Origin of the sequence: Bacillus sp. JNUCC-22 (assembly GCF_018861275.1) — a bacterium.
Classification (GTDB): domain Bacteria; phylum Bacillota; class Bacilli; order Bacillales; family Bacillaceae; genus Bacillus; species Bacillus velezensis.
Genome location: NZ_CP076408.1, coordinates 3,560,494 through 3,581,419, shown reverse-complemented (window position 1 = coordinate 3,581,419; position 20,926 = coordinate 3,560,494). Strand labels below are relative to the sequence as shown.

Below are 20,926 nucleotides of genomic sequence, written 5' to 3'. Positions count from 1 at the left end.
CTTTTTGTATTATGGGGAACTGAAAACATTCATTGCCGTCGTGGAAGAAAAAAACTTTACAAAGGCGGCGCAGAAGCTGATGATTTCTCAGCCGAGCGTCAGCCTTCACATTAAAAACCTGGAGAAAGAATTTCAAACCGCTTTGCTGAACCGCTCTCCGAAGCACTTTACGACTACGCCGACGGGGGACATTCTCTATCAGCGCGCCAAGCAGATGGTCTTTTTGTACGAACAGGCGAAATCCGAAATTTACGCCCATCATCATTATGTCAAAGGGAAGCTCAAAATCGCCGCGAGCTTTACCATCGGCGAATATATTCTGCCGCCGCTTCTCGCAAAGCTTCATAACGAGTATCCCGAGCTGAACCTGGACGTCATGATCGGAAACACGGAGGAGGTCAGCGAAGCGGTTCGGATGCTTCAAGCCGATATCGGATTAATTGAAGGGCATACGGGGAAAAACGAGCTGGACATTCAGCCGTTTATGGAGGATGAATTGTGCATTGCCGCACCGAACGGACACCCGCTCGCCGGCAGTAAAAACATCCCGGCTGCCGAATTGCAAAATCAAGCGTGGGTGACGAGGGAGAAGGGTTCGGGAACGAGGGAATATTTAGACCACGTCCTTCAATCAAACGGACTGCGGCCGAAATCCATGATGACGATCAGCAGCAACCAGGGCGTCAAAGAAGCCGTGATCAGCGGAATGGGTCTTTCCGTTCTGTCAAAAAGCGTGCTGCAAAAGGATCTGCTTCACGGCAGCATTTCCGTGCTTGAGATAAAAGGATTCTCCTTAAAACGGAAACTGTCTATCATCCAATCTTCCATTATGGAGAACACAAAAAACAAAGAAATCTTCATCGCTCTTTTGAAAAGCCAATTTCAATCATCACAAGCGGAGTGATATAATAAATGCATGGAAAGCCTATGACGAAAGGGATTTAATATAGATGGGAAAGCAACCGATTGATTTACTGATGCAGCCGAGCTGGAGAATCATTGACCAATCCAGCCTCGGCCCTTATTTTGATGCGAAGCAGTCATTCGCAATGGATGATACGCTGTGCGCCTCCGTAGGCAAAGGGGAATCGCCTGCGACGGCACGCTCTTGGGTGCACCACCGGACGATCGTGCTCGGCATTCAGGACACGCGCCTGCCGTTTTTAGAGGACGGCGTGAAATTGCTGGAGGACGAAGGCTACCGTGTCATTGTCCGCAATTCCGGAGGCCTCGCCGTCGTACTGGACGAAGGCGTATTGAATATCTCGCTTATTTTTGAAGACGAGAAAAAAGGCATCGACATCGACAGAGGCTACGAGGCGATGACAGAGCTGGTGCGGCGGATGCTGCGTCCGCACCATGCCGAAATTGAAGCATATGAAATTAAAGGATCGTACTGTCCGGGCAGCTATGATCTCAGCATCGGCGGCCGAAAATTCGCGGGAATCTCACAAAGACGCCTGCGGGGCGGAACCGCGGTTCAGATTTACCTCTGCGCCGATAAAAGCGGAAGCGAACGCGCCGATCTGATCAGACGTTTCTATCAAGCCGCTTTAAAAGACAAAAGCAACGATACAAAAGGCGTATATCCCGATATCCGGCCCGAAACGATGGCTTCATTAAGCGAATTGCTGCAAACGGACATTACCGTGCAAGACTTAATGCTGGCGCTTTTGACTGAACTGAAGGAACTCAGCGGACGCCTGTATGCAGCCGGATTATCGCCGGAAGAGGAAATGGTATTTGAAAAAAATCTGACCCGAATGCTGGAACGGAATGAGAAGGTGTTCGGCACGCAGGAAAGCTTGGACTAAGTCCGGGCTTTTTTTGTTTTTGGTAATTATATACTATTTAGTTATAGTGAAAAAAGAAGTGTTATATGAAAACTAGTTTACATTATATACCTTATTTGATTAATATATTTATGTAGGTTCCAAATAATTCTATAAACTAAAGGAGATGGAGATATGAACTTTAAAAAAATAAAAGAAGAAAAAAGAATCACGATCCCGACACATTTGTTAGCCGGAGATGCGGAACAATCAGGCAATTCTTTCGCTTGGAGCGGCTGGGTGCTTGTAGTGCCGAGCCAAGAAGACAATCAAAACCCGAATTTGAATTTCTCTGATTTAGCCGCTCAAAAGTAGGATAATCACTGTTTGGAGCCTACACATCTGAGACGAGGCGGTGAGAGTTTGACACAAGAGTATATAACAGAAATTAAGCGGGGAGCACTGTCATGGATTGTTAAAAATATCCATTATTTCGATATGAATCATAAAGTAGCAAATGATTTCAGGTGGCGCCTTAAAACATTTATAGAACTCATTTTTCTTACCAATTACCTGATCAGAAATCAGGCAGATGATAAGGAAGTTGCTGTTTTAACGGAGTTTATTACAGAAAGGCTCCGTAATGATCAGCTTGAAGAATTTATTCATTTTGATCCGGACGGTCTCGCCGGATTGGCTATTGCGGGTGAATTTCTTACCTTGACTGATCATCCGTCACGGGCTTCGGTGATATGGGAGCTGGAAAAATTCACGGCAGCGCGTTTTGATTGCAGCCTTGCTAAAGTTCCCTTTCGGAAAATGGATCTGAAGTACAGTCTGCAAAGAGCAGGCGTAACCTCGGAAATAACGGATTTTTCTGACTTATATCACTACACAGCAGCTGGTCAGGATATCCCAAATACATATATGACGGATCATGATGCGTACAGCATCACTCATACGATTTTTTATATAACAGACATGGGATGTTCTTCGCTTACGGATAAAGAGTATCATCTGCCGTCGTTAAAAGAAAAGGTCCTGAAATTTCTCGGGATCTATATCTGTCTTGAGAATTTAGATATTACCAGTGAATTATTGATGTGCAGCTCTTTTTTACATATCAACATGGATAAGGACAACCATAAACCGCTTTATGAAGCAGCCTGGAATAAAATCTATCACGGCCGAATGAAAGAGGGGAATGTCCCGAGCATCACCTATCAACATAAACCCGGTTTGACAGGTGAACAGCGAAGAGAAGATGTGTTCAAACATTGCTATCATACAACACTTGTCGCCGCTGGCGCCGCGCATGCCTGTCTTTGGGCAGAAAGGAACGATTAACTTGAATAGATTAGCTGAAGAGACAGACCAATTTTTATTATCTTTTGCTGAACAATCGCTTCCGGATCAAAAGAGCATTCAGCTGTTTGCCGGCTTCTGCAAGTACTACAGGAAGACGAGCCATTCTTCCGCTGTAAAAGAACATACTGAAAGGATTGCCTCCGCTTTCGTTGATAAGTCATGCTGGGAAGATCTGTTTCACTGTAACACGGCCATTGTCAATGAGTTGATTCATATCTATTTAACGGCAAAAGCTTATAAAAAGAAGCAGGGAATGGATTCGGATGATCAGGTCATACGTCACGGATTGCAAAACGGCTATCTTATAAAAAAAGAATGGCCTTATTTTAAATACGCCGAATTTGTCGGTTTGCTGAGCGAGCTGGGAATGTCAACTGACCATGAAAAAGTGCGCTTTTACAAGAATTCGATGTTTCAGCCTTTGCTCCATGACGCATGGAAAAGAACAGCTGAAAACGAGCTGGAGTTTGTCGAGTACTGTCTTCTTCATTTGAATGAGGGAGAGCATCTGCTTCATCCCGGCTTGAAGGCTTCCATTCAAAAATGGCTTGTATTTTGTCTCGGCAGCCGAAAAATGAAACAGCTGTGCAATATGTTATTTATCCAATCGTGTATCGATCCATTTTTTTATGGCTGTCAAGCGGCTCTTCATTATATAAATAACGAGAATCCATCCATTCATTGTGCGCCGGCTCTTCTGCCGGCGATTGAGATTCTGAATCTGGAGTGTGGAACATGCAGATAGTCAAGGAACATTTTAATATAAAAAAAACAGAAGAATGGCTGCTGGGTTTTTGGAAGAACATTCAGCTGCAGCCGGAAGAAATGGAAGCAGATGATCTCATGCACCTGTTTTGCGGTTTAGCGGCATGTCATCATTTTGAAAGCAGAAAGGATACAGAAGAAGTTATTCTATTCCTAGACCGTTATTTCGGAGAAAAAACACACGAATGCCATCCGGTCCTGTTCGCGTATGCGTATCATGTGTACCGCAGGATGGATGCCGCAAAAAGCATCTTTTTTCATAACGGACTTGAACAAATGGCCCGCGGTTTACAAGAGGAACTGAAATCAGAGCCCTCCTCTATGATCCTCATGGTGTTAGGGGCTTATTTTGGGGCGGTGACTCCGGAAGAACTGATCGTGTTCTTAGAAACCGGGATGAAACGTGAGGCCGATTTGCTCATGGCACCGGGCGGCATGCAGGAAGAACAGGCGGATGCCCTTTATGCCGTCACTTATTTGCAAATGAATGAATTGCAGCCTTTTCTCACGGAATGGTACAAAACATCAGACTTTGCTTTTTCAGGTTTAATGTTAGCCGAGTGCAGAAAGTATCACATTGACGCCGTTGCAAAATACACTGCCATTATGAAATTTCTCCAATTCGATGAGGCGCTTTTTATACGGGAAGGGCGGGAATTTCTACACTTTCAGCAGCGAAGCAGCGGGAGCTTCGGTTATTTGAATCCATTAGCGATGGACCAAGGGGCGGTCAGCGGCAAATTGCTGGACCGGCAGTATTTCCTGCCGTCCGCTCATTATGCCGCCGCCTCTCTGTCTATGCTGTAATGTCTCTCTTTTGAAAGACGGAAAAAGAAATCAATAAACAAATAAGAAAGTAGATCGCTATAACCGTCACGGAATAGGGGATGTTTAACGTTGAAATCGCATCACCCGCACTTTTATTTACATAAGCAACGAGATTTAAATGCGGAAAGAGCGTAAATTTATACCACGTAAATTGGGCAAGCAAATCAGTTCCGCCCAATATACTGCCGGCAAACAGCAGTAAAATGGATAAGCAAAGGGAGAGCGCCTGGCTTTTGCACAATACTGACAAAGTGAACGCAATGGTGACAATGCTTATAATTGATATGAAACGAAAAAGCAGAATGATTCCGGATGCTTTGATTGAACTGATGGTATACAGACTGTCATTTAAATGAGTATAGACGAGCGGATATGAAGCATTGGAAAAACCGAATAACACGCCGCCGATCAGCAAACAGCTCACACAGTAAAATAAGTAAATCATACCGGTAAACAGAAGGGAGGCCAGAAATTTCGATGTTAAAATCCGCCATCTTCGGTTCGGGCTTGTAGCGATAAACTTAATCGTCCCAAGGGCAAACTCTTTAGAAACAACCCCGCTGACGGTTAAAATCGCGGTTAAGCTGACGAAAATCTCAAGCCCGTTTGAAGTAACCGTGCCGAAAAACCTCCAGCCGTTCCATTCATAAGGGTTGATGTTATGCTCCAAATAATAGTCTTTATTTTTAACATCAGCAGAATAATAAACGCCTGTCGTTTCAGCCGGTTTATCAATTTCTTCCTGTTTTTTTTCGGCGAGAAGCCGTTCTTTCCAATTGTTATCCGAGGAAGCATCTAACTCATGATTCATAATAAGGCCGGCCAGCAAAACGATGAGAAACAGGAAAAAAAGAGATAAAAGTGTGCCTTTTTTTCGGGTTATTTTTATGAATTCGTTCTGCGCCAGATGAAATATGCTCATACCGCGTCCTCCTGATCTGTAATCATCATGTATTTCTCTTCCAATGATAAAGTTCTTGCAGAAACGCGGGAAATCAGAATCTCTTTCTCTGCCAAAGATTTAATGACATACGGGATGGTATCTTCTTCCGCTTCCAATTCAATGATGCGGCTGTCTTTTTGCTGTACTTGAAGAATACCGTCCTGCTCTAATATTTCTTTCGCCCTTGCCGGATGATCGACCGTGACGGTAAACAGTTTTTTCTGACCAAGGTCATGTCTGTTCTTCATGTCTTCAATTCCTAAAATCCGTCCCTTTTTAATATAGGCAACCCTATCGCAAATCTCCTCCATTTCCGACAATAAATGGCTTGATAATAAAATGGAAACCCCTTGCTTCGCTAAATCGGAAAGAATGGTGCGCAATTCTTTCATTCCTTTAGGATCGAGGCCGTTCATCGGTTCATCAAGAATTAATAATCCGGGATTGTGAAGAAGAGAATAAGCGAGCCCCAAGCGCTGTTTCATACCTAATGAGAAATGTTTCACTTTTTTGCGGGCAGCCTGCTCTAGTCCGACTTTTGCAAGGGTATTCATAAGGTCATCCGTTCGCAGCGAGGTGCTGCGCAGTTTAGTAAAATATTTTAGGTTTTGCAAAGCGGTCATATTCGGATACATATCCGGGCCTTCAATGATAACCCCGATATGTCTCATAAAATATTCAAAGTCGCTGTCCGGTCTGCCTCTGAATGAAATGGCTCCTTCTGTTTTTTTAATAAGCTGTACGATCATTCTGAAAATAGTGGTTTTTCCTGAGCCGTTCGGCCCTAAAAGGCCGAAAATCTCGCCTTTTCTCACATCGAAAGAAATTGACTGTACAATAGGGGTATGATTGATTGTTTTAGAGACATCTTTTAATATCAGGGCTGGTTCAGTCATGATATTTGCACACCTTCCTTATGATTTAGGATAAAAGCCGTCAAAACCGAAGAACATGCTTCCGATCAGGCCGGCAGCGATTAAAATGAGAGCAATGCTATACCACATTTTTCGATTCAATGGTTTCCCTCCTTACAACGCTGACATTCCATTTGAAATAGCGCAAAAAGATGCGGAATATCAGTTTCGAAAGATCAAATCCGGCCATAAACACCGCCATACCCGCTCCAAGGACCATACATCCGTTAAAAATGGCTGTTATAATCGGCACTTTTACGAGGAGAAAGAATGATCCGGTCATCAGCATCAGACCGATCGCCATCAAACTTAACACCGCAACAGAGGCAAAAAGAAACGGTGTCAGCATAAACATGAAGTTGAACATGCCCATCCCCAGCATCAGGCCGAATGCTTTGAAAAAGGAGCGCCATGTTTTCTGCTCCTCGGCATCACTGATGAAAATATCCGCTTTTAAGGCGCGCGCAAGTGTTTTGGGGTTTCCTAAATTGCCGGCGATTTGTTCATCGCTTTTTCCTTCAGCGCCGCCCATTTGGAATATTTCGCCGATATCGGCGAGTATCTCTTTTTGCTCAAGTTCCGGCAGATCTTTTATTTCCCGCCGGAGATGTTTTAAATATTGGTCTTTACACATTCATTTTCCCTCCTTAATGATGCTGTTCACTTTTTCGGACAGGTCAAGCCATTCCGATTTTAATGTGTGATGATATAAGGCGCCTTCTTCTGTTACTTTGTAATATTTGCGTGATGGGCCTTGATCGGAAGCTGCTGTATACGTTTTTAGGTAGTTATTTTTTGTGAGTCTTCGTAATATGGGGTAGATGGTGCCCTCCGATACAGGGAACGTTTCACTTATGATCTTGATTAATTCATAACCATATAAATCTTCATAAAGAAGCAGGGACAACACACAAAGTTCCAACGCTCCTTTTCGTAATTGGCTACTCATTTACTATCATTCCCATCATATCTAATAATTGTATTCTCTATACAGTGTATTGCACAGTAGCTAATCGATCAATAATTCCCAAGAACCATTTGGGATGAGGAATTGAATCTTTATGCTTATGTGCGGGCGGGGACCGAGATGCGTAGCCCTTGCGGGAAGAAGGCCCCTGAACAATGTTTACATTAATATAGATCAGGATGCGCGTCATTGACAAATGGCAAAAACCCCTTTTTCCATGACAAGGAAAGGGGTTTTTCCGTTATTCGGCCATTTTTTCTAAATTGCCGTTCCGGTCCATTTTAAAGGACGGAGAGGCATGTTCGTCGTCTTCAAATAAAACTAGTTTTCTGGCTCTGTTCATAATTTTTACCAAGGTTTCGTAGTCTTCCTGAATGGTTTTTTGATCTTTTTCAAGCTTTTCGACGGCCGCTTCCAGCTGCTCGGTTTTAGACTGAAGTTCTTGGTTTTCCCGTTTTAAACGGTCATTTTCCATTTGCAGGGCGGAAGTTTGCTTTCCGCTGCCTTCATAGCTCTGCAGAAATTGAATGACGTCTGCCATTGTGAGCTCCGCCTTTTGGCTCGGCTGCTGAGGCGCCAGCAAATGTGATAAACTAGCTAACTCTTCCTTGAAGCTTTCATCGACATAAGGCATATGTTCGCCGGACATGACGGCTTGCCGATCCTCTTTTGGCGCTTCCGTTTGAACCGTCTCTTCGGCTGCGGTTTCCTGCATGATGTCCGCATCCGGCGCAGGCGGCTGATATAATAGTTTCTTCTTGGCCGGCTGGCCGTTTCCGAGCGCGCGCATCCGCTGTTTCCGCTGTTTTTTGGCAAGCTGAAGCGCTTTTTCGTATTGATGGCGCACGACGGCATTCCACCTGAATCCGCACGCTGCCGACGTTCTGTTTAATTTATCGCCTACCTCTTCAAAGGCGTTCAGCTGCGTGCTTCCTTCCCGGACGTGCCGGAGCACGGTTTCCGCAAGCAGCAGGTCGTTTTCCTCCGACCAGGCGTCCTGTCTTTGTTTTGTCAATGTTCTCAACCCCCAATATCTTTGATGGTATTAGAATGTCCAGATTGGAAAATATTTATACAAATTGGCTGAAAGAATGAGAGATACGCAGAGCCTTGCAGGATAAGATGAATCCTTGTACAATGAGATGTGATGTGATTTTTTTCGTTTTTAAAATTAAGATTTAACATAGAGGAACATTGAATGAAGGGAAGCGTACATCATGGCTAATGAATTCCGAGTGTGTGATGATTGCCAGGCCACCAATATTAAGACTTTGCTGCCGCGTTTGAAAGAAGCTGACCCGGATGCAAAAGTGGAGGTCGGATGTCAGTCATATTGCGGGCCCGGACGCAAAAAATCGTTTGCTTTCGTAAACAACCGCCCGCTGTCGGCGCCGACTGAGGATGAGCTGATTGAGAAAGTGAAAAAGAAGATCAAAAAGTAAATGTGTATTTTACGACAGCCTCGCCCGATGGGTCAGGCTTTTTTGCTTCAAAAAATCAATGACGGAAAACTGGAACAAAACGCCGGACAAATTCAAGGATGTTTTCAAATTACAGAGCCGATATAATAGAATCACGGCTAAAAAAAAGAGGGAATGACGATGGCGTATCCAAACGGAAAATTATCAGAAGAAAAAGTGTTTAAAGATCCCGTTCACCGCTATGTTCATGTGCGGGACAAGCTGATCTGGGATTTGATCGGCACCCGTGAATTTCAGCGGCTGCGCCGGATCAAACAGCTCGGTACGACGTATTTGACGTTTCACGGCGCGGAACACAGCCGTTTTAACCATTCTCTCGGCGTCTATGAGATTGTCAGACGAATGGTTGATGATGTTTTTAAAGGGCGTCCTGAATGGGATGACAATGAACGCGAACTCTGTCTCAGCGCCGCGCTTTTGCACGATTTGGGACATGGGCCGTTTTCGCATTCCTTTGAAAAGGTTTTTCATCTGGATCATGAAGACTATACGAGGGAAATCATTCTCGGCGACACCGAGGTGAATCAGGTTCTCAGAAAGGCGGGACCGGGATTTCCGCAGGATGTTGCCGAAGTCATTGCCAAAACATACAAAAACAAACAGGTGGTCAGCCTGATTTCGAGCCAGATTGACGCCGACAGGATGGATTACCTTCAGCGGGACGCATACTATACGGGCGTCAGCTACGGACATTTTGATATGGAACGGATTTTAAGGGTGATGCGTCCGCGTGAGGACCAGATCGTCATTAAGCAAAGCGGCATGCACGCCGTCGAAGACTATATTATGAGCCGCTATCAAATGTACTGGCAGGTGTATTTTCATCCCGTGACGAGAAGCGCTGAAGTCATTTTGACGAAAATTCTCCACCGTGCGAAGCAGCTCCATGAAGAAGGGTATATATTCACTCATGCTCCCGTTCATTTTTATTCCATTTTTGAAGGGAAGCTGACGCTTGCGGATTATCTGAAGCTTGATGAAGCCATCATTTTATATTATTTCCAGGCTTGGGAGGAAGAAGAGGACCCGATTCTGTCCGACTTGTGCCGCCGCTTCATTAACCGCCAGCTGTTTCAATATGCCGAATTTAACCCCAATGAGGAAATGTCGGCTTATTTTGAACTGACCGCTCTGTTTAAAGAGGCGGGAATTGATCCCAATTACTATTTAGTGGTCGATTCTTCATCGGATCTGCCGTATGATTTTTACCGGCCGGGTGAAGAGGAGGAGCGTCTGCCGATTCACCTGTTAACGCAGAACGGCCAGATCAAAGAGCTGTCCAGGCAGTCCGCCATTGTCGAATCCATTTCGGGCAAACGCCGGACGGACCATAAGCTCTACTATCCGATGGACCTCATTTGTGACGATTCAGAAAACCCTGAAGCAAAATTAAAAATCCGGCAGCTGCTGGGACTGACATAGAAGGATTTTGGTTAAAGAAGGAAAAGGAGATGTCGGGAATTTGTTGAAAGAACATGCAAAACTGATGAAGGTGTTCTCGGATTCTGGAGAAATCATCGGGCGGAAAAAGCTGCAGAAAATCATTTATATCGCGAAGAAAATGCAGTATCCTTTCTACGAAAAATATGATTTTCATTTTTACGGCCCGTATTCCGAAGAACTGACGCTTCGAATTGAAGAGCTGTGCAATCTTGGGTTTCTGGATGAGGTGAAGGAAAAAAAGGGCGGCTACTTTCAATACCGGTACTCGCTGACGGAGACGGGAGCCGAGTTTTTACATCATGCGGAGCTTACGATGCCGGATATGAAGAAGTACATCGACAGCGTCAACAGCCGCTCATCCCGGTTTTTGGAGCTGGTGTCTACGATTTTGTATTTTGACGGCCTTGAAGCTGAGGAAAAGAAAGAGAAAGTGTTTACGATAAAAAGCAAACAGAAATATACGGATGAAGAATATGATGAGGCGCTTCACTACATAGAAGAGCTGAAACACATTTGTTAGAGGCGATGGCTTTCGTCTTTTTTGATGAAAAAACCAGGCCGCGATAAAGCGGGCCTGGTTTTGTTTATTGTCTCAATTTGCTGTGCTTGTACGAATATAAAAAGTAAACGATGACGCCGATGATCAGCCAGACGGCAAAATAAAGCCACGTTTTCAGCGGCAGATTGACCATTAAAAACAAGCAGCAGATAATGGCCAAAATCGGCAGTACTGGTACAAAAGGCACTTTAAATCCCCGCGGCAGATCCTTATGGGTGCGGCGCAGAATCAGCACGGACAGACTGACCATGGCAAATGTCAATAGCGCGCCGATATTTGAGAGATCTGACAGCTCTTTCAGATCAACAAAACCCGCGATGCAGGCGCTGATCAGTCCGATCAGCCACGTATTAAAGATCGGAGCTCCCGATTTCTTTCCGACAATGGTAAAGACTTTCGGCAGCATTCCGTCTCTTGCCATCGCAAAAGATATACGGGTCGCCGCATATGTATGGGCGAGAACGACGGCCATCAGTCCGATCACCGCACCGGCAGCGATAACGCCCGCCACCGCGTTTTGTCCTACAGTCTGTAACACATATGACATGGCTTCCGGCACATTAAGCTGTGAATACGGAACCATACCCGTCATGACGAGACAGACGATGACGTATACAAATGTACAGATCACCAGTGAACCGATAATACCGATCGGCAGGTTGCGCTGCGGTTTTTTGACTTCTTCAGCCGAAGCGGAAATCGCGTCAAATCCGAGAAACGCAAAAAAGACGGCAGAAGCCCCCGTAATGACGCCTTTGATTCCAAAAGGCATAAAAGGATGCCAATTGCCCGGCTTTACAAAAAAGCTTCCTGTGATGATAAACAGCAAAACAATTCCGATTTTTACGAGAACCATTATATTATTAAAGGTTTTGCTCTCTTTGGAGCCGCGTGACAGAACGACGGCAATTAATAGAGTAATGATGATGGCAGGAAGGTTGACGATGCCCCCCTGGCTCGGCACGTGCAGCAGACTGTCCGGCAAAGGCATGCCGATTTCGGCTAACAGATTATTAAAATAACTTGACCAGCCGCTTGCCACCGCCGACGCCGTCACCATATAAACGGATAAGAGCGTCCAGCCCATTAAATGGCCGACAATTTCTCCCATGGTGGTATAAGAGTAAATATAGGCGCTTCCGTAAACCGGGAGAACAGAAGCGATTTCGGCGTAACATAATGCTGCAAGGCTGCAGACAACGGCTGCAATGATAAAAGAAAAGATTACGGAAGGCCCGGCATTTTTCGCGGCCGTAATGCCTGTAAGAACCATGACGCCCGTCCCGATGACGGCGCCGATGCCCAGTAAAGTTAAATCAAATCCACCCATCGTTTTGGCAGTCTGCCTGTTTCTGCTTTGTTCAAGCAGCTGGGTGATGTCTTTTTTTTGTAGGATATTCCGCAACACGCATCCCTCCATCCAAAAGCAAAAGCCAAGAGGGGCTCTTTGGCTTTTACCCGTGTCACATCTTCTGTGTAATCGACAATCCTGTGTTCTGTTTCCCCGTCTGTTCCGTTTCTTTTCCAGTCATATTGTCTGCCGCATCCGATCAGATTATCCTTTCCGTCAAACGCAGTCACCCTTAATGATTTTACCTGAATCATGTCTATAAAACCAGCATTGCATAAAAGGGATAGGTGAAAAAGTAGGAGATAATAGTCTATATAGGGCAGGATAAAAGTTGCGGGCTTTCCGGCCGAAATTTTGACTTTCCCCGCGAGGTATCAGTAAAATGTAATAAAAAACAATCAAATGATGATGGATGCATCTTGAAATGGGGAGTTTCTGCATGGAGCATGATATATTGCAAGCAAATGTACTGGATTACGCGCTCACGAAATATTTAAAGAGCACGAAAAAGCTTGATGAGGCGACAATTCCGAAAAGTATAAACAATATCAGAGGATTTATTCTCAGGATTATTTACCGGCACGGCACGTGCACGATTAAAGATATATTGCAGGAAGTCACATTATCGCCTTCGGCCACGACAACCGCTCTGAATCATTTAGAAAAAGAGGGTTTCGTGGAAAGGTCGAGAAATAACGAAGACCGGCGCACGGTATGGATGACGCTTTCCGAATCGGGAAAAATGGCGGCCATGCAAATGATTGAAAACCGGCAGATGCTCATTGACGAGCTGTTTGAAGCATTGACAGAGGAAGAAAAGAACACCTTTTTCAGCCTCGTTGAAAAAGTAATGAAATAAGCCGGCCTGACATAGCAGCGCCGGCCGTTATCAAGGATTACTCCGTATCGCTGATCCGTTTGCCGGCGACGGCGTAATGATCCTTTCTCATTTCTTCAATCATGACAATGATCTTTTCTTCGGCTGCGCCTGTCGTTTCTTTTACGGCTTCTGTCACTTTTTCAACCAGATTCCGTTTTTGTTCATCTGTGCGGCCTTCAAGCATTTTAACGGTTACGAGCGGCATGGTGCTGATCCTCCTTTATCGTTTCCTCTCTTTGGAAGAGAGGTCACTTATAGTATACTGAATGAAGGACAATCTTGCATTTTTTAAAAAAGGGGATTTTTACATTTGGACAGATTTTTATATTATCCGCTGGAGCTTATGCCCTATGTCGTGATTACGCTGATCGTGGCATTTACGATGCATGAACTGGCGCACGCGTATGTTGCGTATCGGTTCGGAGACGATACCGCGGCGAGACAGGGCAGATTAACGCTCAATCCGATTAAACATCTTGATGTTTTCGGAACGATTCTAATTTTGGTCGCGGGTTTCGGCTGGGCCCGTCCGGTGCCGGTGAACCGCCGCGCCTTTAAAAGACCGCGGCTGGCGGGAGTGCTGGTTTCCGTCGCCGGGCCTGTAAGCAACCTGATTCTTGCCTTTATCGGTTTCTTTTTGCTAGTGTTGATGCATGCTTACGGAATGGAGCTGCTTTCTGCATTCAGCATTGGGCTTGACCGCTTTTTCTCTATTTGGATTCAGCTGAATCTCGCGCTTTGTTTATTCAACCTGCTGCCGCTTCCTCCGCTTGACGGCTACCGGATTATTGAGGATCTCGTGCCGCCGCGGGTGCGCGCCAAAATGACTCAGTTTGAGAGCTACGGGATTATCGTGTTTCTCGTGCTGTTTGTGACACCGGTCGGCTCCTATGTCGTGTGGCCGCTGTTAAGCGAGGGGAGAGACTGGATTCTCAAGGTATTTGCCATTATATTTCAACCGCTTTTGTAGGAGGGTATTTTCATGGAAGAAAAAAAGAAGAAAACAATCGGATTTAATATTATTAAAAGTGATCCGACCGACGGACATGGCGGTTTTGGCGCCGGGGCGCTGAGCCTTGACAATATTTCTCCGGTATTTGTCGATGTGGAAGAGAAGGAAGCCTTCGTTGACATCGGCGCAATGCATGCCCGCAGTGTCGTTGAAAAAGGCATCAAATTCCTGCCGAACAAAGATGAAGTGCCGAACGGAAAACCGTACTGGCTCGTGTGGGTCACCATCGACAGAAAAGAAGAAGGCCCTTATTACGCGGGTGTGACGGCTTGTGAAATGACCGTGGACAGAAGTATCCGCAGAGGCTATAAGTCATTGCCGGAGCATGTGAATTTAATGGATAAATCAATGAAGCGCTGCATTATCGTGGACAAAATGGACGCCAGCTCAAAGCAGGTGCTTGCTGAATTTCTGCAGAAGCATGACCAAGGGCTCTGGGAACGTTCATCCGATGAATTGAAAACAGGTCTGTTTCCGGAAGAAAAATAATTTGTGAACTTTTTGTGAACTTTATAAATATTTGCACTATTTTGCAATTGTACTGAGTAAACTGTTGATACAGAATCAGGACATGGAAAGTCCCGAGCCGAACCAAGACTCGGGGTTTTTCATGTTTACGCGGAGGTTTCATCATGTTCATCGTCTTTGAAATCGGGCCTTGGGTCATTGAAGCAGATGCGGCGGAAACGAGAAAACAATACGAAAACTCATGGCCTGATCCTTGCGATTGCGGGAGCTGCCGGAACTTTTCCGAGGCGGTGAATCTCCTTCCCGCCGAGAAAACAAGGCTGTTTACGCAGTTTGGGATTCGTCCGGCTGTCTGTCACGACTTGGGGGAGCATGGAAAGGAAAACGGCCTGCATCATTATGCGGGCAGCTATCCGATTGTTGGCAGGCTTAGGGAAGGCTGGCCGAAGTTTCATATAGAGAGGGCGGGAGATATCCGCTTTTCGTTTTCATTGCCGAGTACAACATTTTTTATACCGAAGGGTTTTCCTGACCCTATTATCCATCTCGACTTTTCACTCTTGCTCCCATGGGTGCTTGAGGAAGACGCGGATTAAAGCCCGGCGCGCAATGCACCGGGCTCAGTCTTTTTTACCGAGCCACTTATCCCACCATTTTTTGCGCGGAGCTTCTTTGCGGGCGGGGGCGTGTTCCTTTTCTTTTTTAGACGGTTCCGGTCCGTAGCACACATCCGCGGGTTCAGTGCCTGCGATGAAATACGTATAATGCTTTGCGGCGCAGCCGGGTCCCGAAGTGTGGCCGGAAGCGGGGTCGATATAGACGCCCGTGACGCCCTTCGGCGGTTTAAGCGCTATTTCCGGTTCTCCTTCGAGCGCCTTCTCCATAAAGTCCGCCCAAATCGTCTTCGCATAGCTTTTTTCTTCTACTGAATCAATCGTGCTGCTTTTGTCATAGCCTGTCCATACACCGGCGGCAAGAGCCGGGTTAAAGCCGATCATCCAGCTGTCTGCGCTCGTCGTGCCTGATTTACCGCCATAGGTTCGGGTCAGCCGGTCAGAAATGGTGCGTCCCGTGACGGAAGTATAGCCGTTTAAATCCTGATCAAACATGCCCGTCATCATGCTCGCCGTCACAAAAGCGGCTTTTTTATCAAGCGTCTGCTGATGTCCGCGCGGCTGTTCATACAAGACGTTGCCGGCAGTATCCGTCACTTTTGTGATAAAGGAAGGGGTGATTTGTTTTCCCCCGTTTGCGAGCATCGCGTAGGCATTAACCATCTCAATCGGGCGCACGGGTTCAGTTCCGAGCGCCAGAGACGGAAGAGGCTTTAAATGTTCGCTGATGCCGAATTCCTTTGCCGCCGACACGAGCTTATTCATGCCGAGAAAGAGATGGGTCTTCACGGCATAAATGTTGTCTGACAACGCAAGCGCCTGAAGCAGCGTAATCGGTTTATTGGCGTAATAGCCGTTGTAATTGCTTGGAGAATAGGTTTCTCCGTTGTCGTCAATCTGGAACTCTGTGGCTTCGCTTTTCATCAGCGTAACCGGTGTAAAGCCGCTTTGAATCGCTTTGTAGTACAAAAGCGGCTTGATCGTGGAAGCCGGCTGCCGTTTCGCCTGTGTCGCCCGGTCAAACGGGCTTTTTTCGTAGTCACGTCCGCCGAGAAGCGCAAGCACGCGCCCTGTTGCCGGATCAATCGCGGAAAAGCCGACCTGAATGTCAGAGCCGGTACGGATCGTATGTGCCACAGTGTTTTCCGCAATCCGCTGCATGCGCTTATCAAGCGTCGTATAAACACGCAATCCGCTCGTTGCGAGCTGTTCGCGCGTCATGCCGAGCTTTTTCTCGAGTTCTTTCATCGCATCATCGTAAAAATAAGGCGCCGTTTTCGCTGCGGTTCTGTTTTTCAGCGGCTGATAGGCAAGCGGCATTTTCTTAAGCCTTTCCGCCTTTTCGTTTGAGATCATTTTTTGTCCGGCCATCAGTCGGAGAATGGTTTCCTGGCGCTGTTTGGCCTTCTTTTCGCTGACATATGGCGAATAGCCGGACGGGCCTTTCGGTATGCCCGCCAGAAGCACGGCTTCCGCATCGTTCAGATCTTTGGCGTGTTTGCCGAAATACAGGCGCGAGGCGGCTTCAATTCCATATGCGCCGTGGCCGTAATATATCGTATTTACATAACCTTCTAAAATCTCGTTTTTAGAATAGTTCTGTTCAAGGCGGATCGTGTAAAATGCTTCGTTCCATTTTCGTTTCCATGTCTTATCATGCTCAAGGTAGAGATTTCTTGCGTATTGCTGGGTGATGGTGCTTGCGCCCTGAACCTTGGCCATTGCCTTTATGTCAGCCAGCGCGGCGGCGGCCATCCGCCGGTAATCAAAACCGTAGTGATTGTAAAAGTTTTGATCCTCCACCGCAATGGCGGCCTGCACTGCTATCGGATTGATATCTTTTAACCGGACCCAGTAGCGCTTTTCCCCGAAATCGGTCTCACCTAGCTTTGAGCTGTCATTTGCATAAAGAATCGTAGACTGAGGGACCCGGACGGAGGGGGCCCCCTGCCATTTCGCTGCAAGAAGAACGGATGTGAAGCAGACGCCGGCCAGCATTCCGCCGATCAGTGTCAGAAAGATGCAGGCGCGGATGATTTTGAACGTGATTCTGAGCTGTTTTCCAGATACTTTATCCACTTTTGGGAACCCCCTTTTTCATGATTCTATTATTATGTGAAAAAAGGGGGTTTTTTAAACATATCAAACCGGACACTTCTTTACTTTTTCCCCTCCATCCTCTATACTTTTTCCTTAGGTGAAAATGAGATTTTAACCGGAATAAAAGCGATACAGACGCTTACAATAAATGAAATAAGCCTCGAAAGGGAGATGACAATTGAGCGAGCTTTGGTATACGGAGAAGCAGACGAAGAATTTCGGCATTACATTAAAGGTGAAACAAACATTACATACGGAACAGACGGAATTTCAGCATCTGGAAATGGTGGAGACAGAAGAATTCGGCAACATGCTGTTCTTAGACGGAATGGTCATGACTTCTGAAAAAGACGAATTCGTCTATCATGAAATGGTTGCGCACGTCCCGTTATTTACGCACCCGAATCCGGAAAACGTCCTCGTTGTCGGCGGCGGAGACGGCGGTGTCATCAGAGAGATTCTGAAGCATCCAAGCGTAAAAAAAGCGACGCTTGTCGACATTGACGGCAAGGTTATTGAATACTCTAAAAAATTCCTTCCGTCCATTGCGGGCAAGCTTGATGATCCGCGCGTCGACGTGAGAGTCGATGACGGTTTCATGCACATCGCGAAATCAGAGAATGAGTATGACGTCATTATGGTTGATTCAACAGAACCGGTCGGACCGGCCGTCAATCTGTTCTCAAAAGGCTTCTATGCCGGAATTTCCAAGGCGTTAAAAGAAGACGGCATCTTCGTCGCGCAGACGGACAACCCGTGGTTTACACCGGAACTGATTACAAACGTACAGCGTGACGTGAAAGAAATCTTCCCGATCACCCGTCTGTATACGGCTAATATCCCGACGTACCCGAGCGGCCTGTGGACATTTACGATCGGTTCTAAAAAGTACGATCCGCTTGAAGTGGAGGACAGCCGTTTCTTTGACATCGACACGAAATATTACACGAAAGAGCTTCACAAAGCGGCATTTGTTCTTCCGAAATTTGTGAGCGATTTAATCAAATAAAAACGTACGGCGCAGGAGCGAATCTTGCGCTTTTTTACAGGAAAGCGAGGGTTTTATCATGAGGTTTGATGAAGCATATTCAGGAAAAGTATTTATCGCAAGCCGCCCCGACTGGAAAGAGGCTGACGCCATCCTTTACGGCATGCCGATGGATTGGACGGTCAGCTACCGTCCGGGTTCACGATTCGGCCCGGGGAGAATCCGCGAGGTGTCTATCGGTCTTGAAGAATACAGCCCGTATCTCGACCGTGACTTGGCTGATTTGAATTTCTTTGACGCCGGCGACATTCCGCTCCCGTTCGGCAATCCGCAAAGAAGCCTTGATATGATTGAAGAATACGTGGACAGCATTTTAGAAAAAGGAAAGTTCCCGCTCGGCATGGGAGGGGAGCACCTTGTATCATGGCCTGTCATAAAAGCCATGTATAAGAAGTTTCCGGACCTTGCCATCATTCATTTTGACGCGCACACCGACCTGCGCACGGATTATGAAGGCGAACCGCTTTCCCACTCTACTCCGATCCGCAAAGCGGCCGAGCTCATCGGGCCTCAAAACGTATTTTCATTCGGCATCCGCTCCGGAATGAAGGAAGAATTTGAATGGGCGAAAGAAAACGGCATGCACATTTCTAAGTTTGAAGTGCTTGAGCCGCTGAAAAAAGTGCTGCCGCAGCTTGCGGGACGCCCTGTTTATGTCACCATCGATATCGACGTGCTTGACCCCGCTCATGCGCCGGGAACGGGCACGGTTGACGCAGGAGGCATCACGTCTAAAGAATTGCTCGCGTCCATCCATGAAATCGCGCGCTCAGAAGTCAACGTAAAAGGCGCTGACCTCGTAGAAGTCGCGCCGGTCTATGACCACTCAGAACAAACCGCAAACACGGCAAGCAAGATGATTCGTGAAATGCTGCTTGGGTTTGTGAAATAAAAGAATTTCCCCCGCTTGAAACACGCGGGGGATTTTTATATTGTATATAAACTACTTAGAAGTTAGTAAAAGCAACATATTATTTTACTATTAATAATTGATGTTATTGATAAAAATTATATAATAGGGTATTATTTAGTAAATACATCTTTAGAAAGGAAGTTAGAATGAAAACAGCAGTAGAAAATGAATTGGAATTAAAAAAGATTGAAATTTCTGTAATTAAACTGATAATTGCTGAAAAACCTAATAAAGAGATCGCTAAGTCATTAAACTACTCGCAGCGTAATGTCGAATATATCATAGCCGGTCTCTGTAAAAAGTGGAATGTGAGTACTAGAGTGGGTATTGTTTCGGAAGCATATAAAAGGAATTGTATACAGTGAACGAAATGAAAGAAAAACCCCTATTGAGGGGGTTTATTTATATATGCTAAAAAAACATTCTATACAGGAATGCCGTAAAAATAAAAACTGAGATTGTCAGGTAGTTCAAATTTGTTCTCCATTTCAGAAGAATAAACAAAAGAAATAAGTATGCAATATTGAACAAATCAAAGATAGAAAAAATCAAATGATTACTTGTGAAAAATAAACTAGTGTTTGGATGTTCTGCGAAAATGTTTTTGAATGATATAAGAAAAAACTTAATTGCGACCGGGATGTTAGAAAACATAAATAGGGAATAAAAGGTTTTAATCTTAATTTGAGCGCCAAGAAAATTTATAATGAGAAATAATACAAATCCTTCAAAAATCACCCCGAACATTAAAAGTAACAGTGCGGCTATCGCAATGATATAATCTAAATGTTTTACTTGCTCAACAACTTGTATAGGGATGTTTTTGGGAATTAAACTTTTCATAAAAGGTAATAGGGAACTTAAATAAAAAGCTAACCCGATAATATAAAACAAAAATGAGGACAAAAAATTAATGTTTCGGTCCTTAAATGAAGATAATTCAATTTGCATAATCCTAAGAGACTCCTTTTATAAAGATAGGTGTAATAAATGTTTCTAACATAGCTGCTATAATTAAACCGAGAAATATAATACCAATATATTTAAAAGTGAATTTTAAATTTATTTTGAGGAGTAATAAATCCAAAGTTAATTTCATTCCTACAGAAGCTGCAAGAAGCAATACCGGGACTTCAATTATTCCATGGGGTATAACAAGCAGTAAAAGGTTTAAATTGTCTTTGATGTTTCCTATGGCATTTCCTAAAATTAATCCATTAATAATTAAAACTGCAATCGTGCCAAGTGACAGCGTCAACGGGCCTAAAAAAACAAGCAGACTCGCTACTTTAATATTATTAAAGAAAATCTGAAAAAAATCCGGACGGATATTTCGATTTAGATTATTTACATTTGAAGCGGGATCTGTATAAAAATATGCTGTAAATAAAGCAATTAAAAATAAGATCAGACAGAGTATGTACAATTTGACTAAAACGTTCTTTTTAAACAAAGTATTTTCATCCATTCGTTTAAGGGACTGCCAGGGATATTGAATTT

25 protein-coding genes are annotated in these 20,926 nt (G+C 45.1%); 16 read left to right on the top strand and 9 right to left on the bottom strand.

Annotated features, from left to right (window positions below; genetic code table 11):
* The first annotated feature begins 4 nt into the window (after positions 1 to 4).
* The 6 genes from JNUCC22_RS17580 (at position 5) to JNUCC22_RS17555 (ending at position 4,712) form a co-directional block, all read left to right on the top strand.
* Positions 5 to 904 (top strand): cysJI operon transcriptional regulator CysL, encoded by a 900-nt coding sequence (locus JNUCC22_RS17580; RefSeq protein ID WP_160242390.1) that lies wholly within the window; start codon positions 5 to 7, stop codon positions 902 to 904.
* Between the two features lie 46 nt (positions 905 to 950).
* On the top strand, positions 951 to 1,814 hold the full coding sequence (locus tag JNUCC22_RS17575) for an octanoyl-[GcvH]:protein N-octanoyltransferase (RefSeq protein ID WP_007407665.1): 864 nt from the start codon (positions 951 to 953) through the stop codon (positions 1,812 to 1,814).
* A gap of 153 nt (positions 1,815 to 1,967) precedes the next feature.
* On the top strand, positions 1,968 to 2,147 hold the full coding sequence (locus JNUCC22_RS17570) for a hypothetical protein (RefSeq protein ID WP_003151018.1): 180 nt from the start codon (positions 1,968 to 1,970) through the stop codon (positions 2,145 to 2,147).
* Between the two features lie 48 nt (positions 2,148 to 2,195).
* Positions 2,196 to 3,119, top strand: a complete 924-nt coding sequence (locus tag JNUCC22_RS17565; protein WP_216061952.1) for a DUF6895 family protein — start codon at positions 2,196 to 2,198, stop codon at positions 3,117 to 3,119.
* Positions 3,088 to 3,885 (top strand): hypothetical protein, encoded by a 798-nt coding sequence (locus JNUCC22_RS17560; protein WP_216061951.1) that lies wholly within the window; start codon positions 3,088 to 3,090, stop codon positions 3,883 to 3,885. Before JNUCC22_RS17565 ends, JNUCC22_RS17560 begins: the two co-directional genes overlap by 32 nt.
* The gene (locus JNUCC22_RS17555) at positions 3,876 to 4,712 is read left to right on the top strand and encodes a hypothetical protein (RefSeq protein ID WP_216061950.1); all 837 of its coding nucleotides are present in this window, start codon (positions 3,876 to 3,878) and stop codon (positions 4,710 to 4,712) included. Before JNUCC22_RS17560 ends, JNUCC22_RS17555 begins: the two co-directional genes overlap by 10 nt.
* Here JNUCC22_RS17555 and JNUCC22_RS17550 read toward each other — a convergent pair.
* From JNUCC22_RS17550 to JNUCC22_RS17530, 5 genes are all read right to left on the bottom strand, one after another.
* Complete coding sequence (locus JNUCC22_RS17550) at positions 4,702 to 5,655, bottom strand: ABC transporter permease (RefSeq protein ID WP_216061949.1); 954 nt, start codon at positions 5,653 to 5,655, stop codon at positions 4,702 to 4,704. The genes JNUCC22_RS17555 and JNUCC22_RS17550 overlap by 11 nt on opposite strands.
* The gene (locus JNUCC22_RS17545) at positions 5,652 to 6,572 is read right to left on the bottom strand and encodes an ATP-binding cassette domain-containing protein (RefSeq protein ID WP_020957981.1); all 921 of its coding nucleotides are present in this window, start codon (positions 6,570 to 6,572) and stop codon (positions 5,652 to 5,654) included. Before JNUCC22_RS17545 ends, JNUCC22_RS17550 begins: the two co-directional genes overlap by 4 nt.
* A 97-nt stretch (positions 6,573 to 6,669) precedes the next feature.
* Positions 6,670 to 7,224 carry an HAAS signaling domain-containing protein gene (locus JNUCC22_RS17540; protein WP_015418448.1) on the bottom strand — a complete coding sequence of 185 codons (555 nt, stop codon included), beginning with the start codon at positions 7,222 to 7,224 and terminating at the stop codon, positions 6,670 to 6,672.
* On the bottom strand, positions 7,225 to 7,539 hold the full coding sequence (locus JNUCC22_RS17535) for a PadR family transcriptional regulator (RefSeq protein ID WP_015418447.1): 315 nt from the start codon (positions 7,537 to 7,539) through the stop codon (positions 7,225 to 7,227). It abuts the gene before it with no gap.
* A 259-nt stretch (positions 7,540 to 7,798) separates the two neighbouring features.
* The gene (locus JNUCC22_RS17530; protein ID WP_012118695.1) at positions 7,799 to 8,572 is read right to left on the bottom strand and encodes an RsfA family transcriptional regulator; all 774 of its coding nucleotides are present in this window, start codon (positions 8,570 to 8,572) and stop codon (positions 7,799 to 7,801) included.
* 202 nt (positions 8,573 to 8,774) lie between these two features.
* On the opposite strand from JNUCC22_RS17530, the gene JNUCC22_RS17525 reads away from it, so the two are divergent.
* The 3 genes from JNUCC22_RS17525 (at position 8,775) to JNUCC22_RS17515 (ending at position 11,001) form a co-directional block, all read left to right on the top strand.
* Entirely contained in the window at positions 8,775 to 8,999 is a 225-nt protein-coding gene (locus JNUCC22_RS17525; protein WP_003151034.1) for a YuzB family protein, read from the top strand.
* 159 nt (positions 9,000 to 9,158) lie between these two features.
* Positions 9,159 to 10,460 carry an HD domain-containing protein gene (locus JNUCC22_RS17520; protein WP_003151035.1) on the top strand — a complete coding sequence of 434 codons (1,302 nt, stop codon included), beginning with the start codon at positions 9,159 to 9,161 and terminating at the stop codon, positions 10,458 to 10,460.
* Between the two features lie 40 nt (positions 10,461 to 10,500).
* On the top strand, positions 10,501 to 11,001 hold the full coding sequence (locus JNUCC22_RS17515) for a YwgA family protein (RefSeq protein ID WP_007407653.1): 501 nt from the start codon (positions 10,501 to 10,503) through the stop codon (positions 10,999 to 11,001).
* Positions 11,002 to 11,065: 64 nt separating this feature from the next.
* Here the strand turns inward: JNUCC22_RS17515 and JNUCC22_RS17510 are convergent, their stop codons facing one another.
* Positions 11,066 to 12,445, bottom strand: a complete 1,380-nt coding sequence (locus JNUCC22_RS17510; protein ID WP_032864567.1) for an amino acid permease — start codon at positions 12,443 to 12,445, stop codon at positions 11,066 to 11,068.
* A gap of 385 nt (positions 12,446 to 12,830) precedes the next feature.
* On the opposite strand from JNUCC22_RS17510, the gene JNUCC22_RS17505 reads away from it, so the two are divergent.
* Entirely contained in the window at positions 12,831 to 13,250 is a 420-nt protein-coding gene (locus JNUCC22_RS17505; protein ID WP_007407650.1) for a MarR family winged helix-turn-helix transcriptional regulator, read from the top strand.
* Between the two features lie 37 nt (positions 13,251 to 13,287).
* Here the strand turns inward: JNUCC22_RS17505 and JNUCC22_RS17500 are convergent, their stop codons facing one another.
* The gene (locus tag JNUCC22_RS17500) at positions 13,288 to 13,476 is read right to left on the bottom strand and encodes a 2-hydroxymuconate tautomerase (protein WP_003151042.1); all 189 of its coding nucleotides are present in this window, start codon (positions 13,474 to 13,476) and stop codon (positions 13,288 to 13,290) included.
* Between the two features lie 105 nt (positions 13,477 to 13,581).
* Here JNUCC22_RS17500 and JNUCC22_RS17495 point away from each other — a divergent pair, with 105 nt between their 5' ends.
* The 3 genes from JNUCC22_RS17495 to JNUCC22_RS17485 all read left to right on the top strand — a co-directional run bounded on the left by JNUCC22_RS17495 (position 13,582) and on the right by JNUCC22_RS17485 (position 15,347).
* Positions 13,582 to 14,241: a site-2 protease family protein gene (locus JNUCC22_RS17495; RefSeq protein WP_038460222.1), complete on the top strand. Its 660-nt coding sequence runs from the start codon at positions 13,582 to 13,584 to the stop codon at positions 14,239 to 14,241.
* A 12-nt stretch (positions 14,242 to 14,253) separates the two neighbouring features.
* Positions 14,254 to 14,772, top strand: coding sequence for a YwhD family protein (locus tag JNUCC22_RS17490; protein ID WP_038460220.1), 519 nt, complete (start codon positions 14,254 to 14,256; stop codon positions 14,770 to 14,772).
* 143 nt (positions 14,773 to 14,915) lie between these two features.
* Positions 14,916 to 15,347, top strand: coding sequence for a hypothetical protein (locus JNUCC22_RS17485; protein WP_038460218.1), 432 nt, complete (start codon positions 14,916 to 14,918; stop codon positions 15,345 to 15,347).
* 24 nt (positions 15,348 to 15,371) lie between these two features.
* Here JNUCC22_RS17485 and JNUCC22_RS17480 read toward each other — a convergent pair whose 3' ends face one another.
* A complete protein-coding gene (locus JNUCC22_RS17480) occupies positions 15,372 to 17,444 on the bottom strand; it encodes a transglycosylase domain-containing protein (protein WP_038460216.1) in 2,073 nt (690 codons plus the stop codon).
* A 199-nt stretch (positions 17,445 to 17,643) separates the two neighbouring features.
* Here JNUCC22_RS17480 and speE point away from each other — a divergent pair, with 199 nt between their 5' ends.
* The 3 genes from speE (at position 17,644) to JNUCC22_RS17465 (ending at position 19,791) form a co-directional block, all read left to right on the top strand.
* Positions 17,644 to 18,474, top strand: coding sequence for a spermidine synthase (speE, locus tag JNUCC22_RS17475; protein WP_003151052.1), 831 nt, complete (start codon positions 17,644 to 17,646; stop codon positions 18,472 to 18,474).
* Between the two features lie 58 nt (positions 18,475 to 18,532).
* Complete coding sequence (gene speB, locus JNUCC22_RS17470) at positions 18,533 to 19,405, top strand: agmatinase (RefSeq protein WP_007614448.1); 873 nt, start codon at positions 18,533 to 18,535, stop codon at positions 19,403 to 19,405.
* 167 nt (positions 19,406 to 19,572) lie between these two features.
* Positions 19,573 to 19,791: a helix-turn-helix transcriptional regulator gene (locus tag JNUCC22_RS17465; RefSeq protein WP_003151056.1), complete on the top strand. Its 219-nt coding sequence runs from the start codon at positions 19,573 to 19,575 to the stop codon at positions 19,789 to 19,791.
* Positions 19,792 to 20,381: 590 nt separating this feature from the next.
* On the opposite strand, the gene JNUCC22_RS17460 is transcribed toward JNUCC22_RS17465, so the two are convergent.
* Complete coding sequence (locus JNUCC22_RS17460) at positions 20,382 to 20,894, bottom strand: stage II sporulation protein M (protein ID WP_007614439.1); 513 nt, start codon at positions 20,892 to 20,894, stop codon at positions 20,382 to 20,384.
* Between the last annotated feature and the right edge of the window lie 32 nt (positions 20,895 to 20,926).

Bases quoted from the DNA above. Each gene is read 5' to 3' on its own strand.
- JNUCC22_RS17550 (WP_216061949.1), bottom strand. From the start codon at position 5,655: ATGAGCATATTTCATCTGGCGCAGAACGAATTCATAAAAATAACCCGA.
- JNUCC22_RS17490 (WP_038460220.1), top strand. From the start codon at position 14,254: ATGGAAGAAAAAAAGAAGAAAACAATCGGATTTAATATTATTAAAAGT.
- JNUCC22_RS17555 (WP_216061950.1), top strand. From the start codon at position 3,876: ATGCAGATAGTCAAGGAACATTTTAATATAAAAAAAACAGAAGAATGG.
- JNUCC22_RS17465 (WP_003151056.1), top strand. From the start codon at position 19,573: ATGAAAACAGCAGTAGAAAATGAATTGGAATTAAAAAAGATTGAAATT.
- JNUCC22_RS17520 (WP_003151035.1), top strand. From the start codon at position 9,159: ATGGCGTATCCAAACGGAAAATTATCAGAAGAAAAAGTGTTTAAAGAT.
- JNUCC22_RS17500 (WP_003151042.1), bottom strand. From the start codon at position 13,476: ATGCCGCTCGTAACCGTTAAAATGCTTGAAGGCCGCACAGATGAACAA.
- JNUCC22_RS17540 (WP_015418448.1), bottom strand. From the start codon at position 7,224: ATGTGTAAAGACCAATATTTAAAACATCTCCGGCGGGAAATAAAAGAT.
- JNUCC22_RS17545 (WP_020957981.1), bottom strand. From the start codon at position 6,572: ATGACTGAACCAGCCCTGATATTAAAAGATGTCTCTAAAACAATCAAT.
- JNUCC22_RS17525 (WP_003151034.1), top strand. From the start codon at position 8,775: ATGGCTAATGAATTCCGAGTGTGTGATGATTGCCAGGCCACCAATATT.
- JNUCC22_RS17535 (WP_015418447.1), bottom strand. From the start codon at position 7,539: ATGAGTAGCCAATTACGAAAAGGAGCGTTGGAACTTTGTGTGTTGTCC.
- JNUCC22_RS17560 (WP_216061951.1), top strand. From the start codon at position 3,088: ATGCCTGTCTTTGGGCAGAAAGGAACGATTAACTTGAATAGATTAGCT.
- JNUCC22_RS17575 (WP_007407665.1), top strand. From the start codon at position 951: ATGGGAAAGCAACCGATTGATTTACTGATGCAGCCGAGCTGGAGAATC.
- JNUCC22_RS17485 (WP_038460218.1), top strand. From the start codon at position 14,916: ATGTTCATCGTCTTTGAAATCGGGCCTTGGGTCATTGAAGCAGATGCG.
- JNUCC22_RS17460 (WP_007614439.1), bottom strand. From the start codon at position 20,894: ATGGATGAAAATACTTTGTTTAAAAAGAACGTTTTAGTCAAATTGTAC.
- speB (WP_007614448.1), top strand. From the start codon at position 18,533: ATGAGGTTTGATGAAGCATATTCAGGAAAAGTATTTATCGCAAGCCGC.
- JNUCC22_RS17505 (WP_007407650.1), top strand. From the start codon at position 12,831: ATGGAGCATGATATATTGCAAGCAAATGTACTGGATTACGCGCTCACG.
- JNUCC22_RS17570 (WP_003151018.1), top strand. From the start codon at position 1,968: ATGAACTTTAAAAAAATAAAAGAAGAAAAAAGAATCACGATCCCGACA.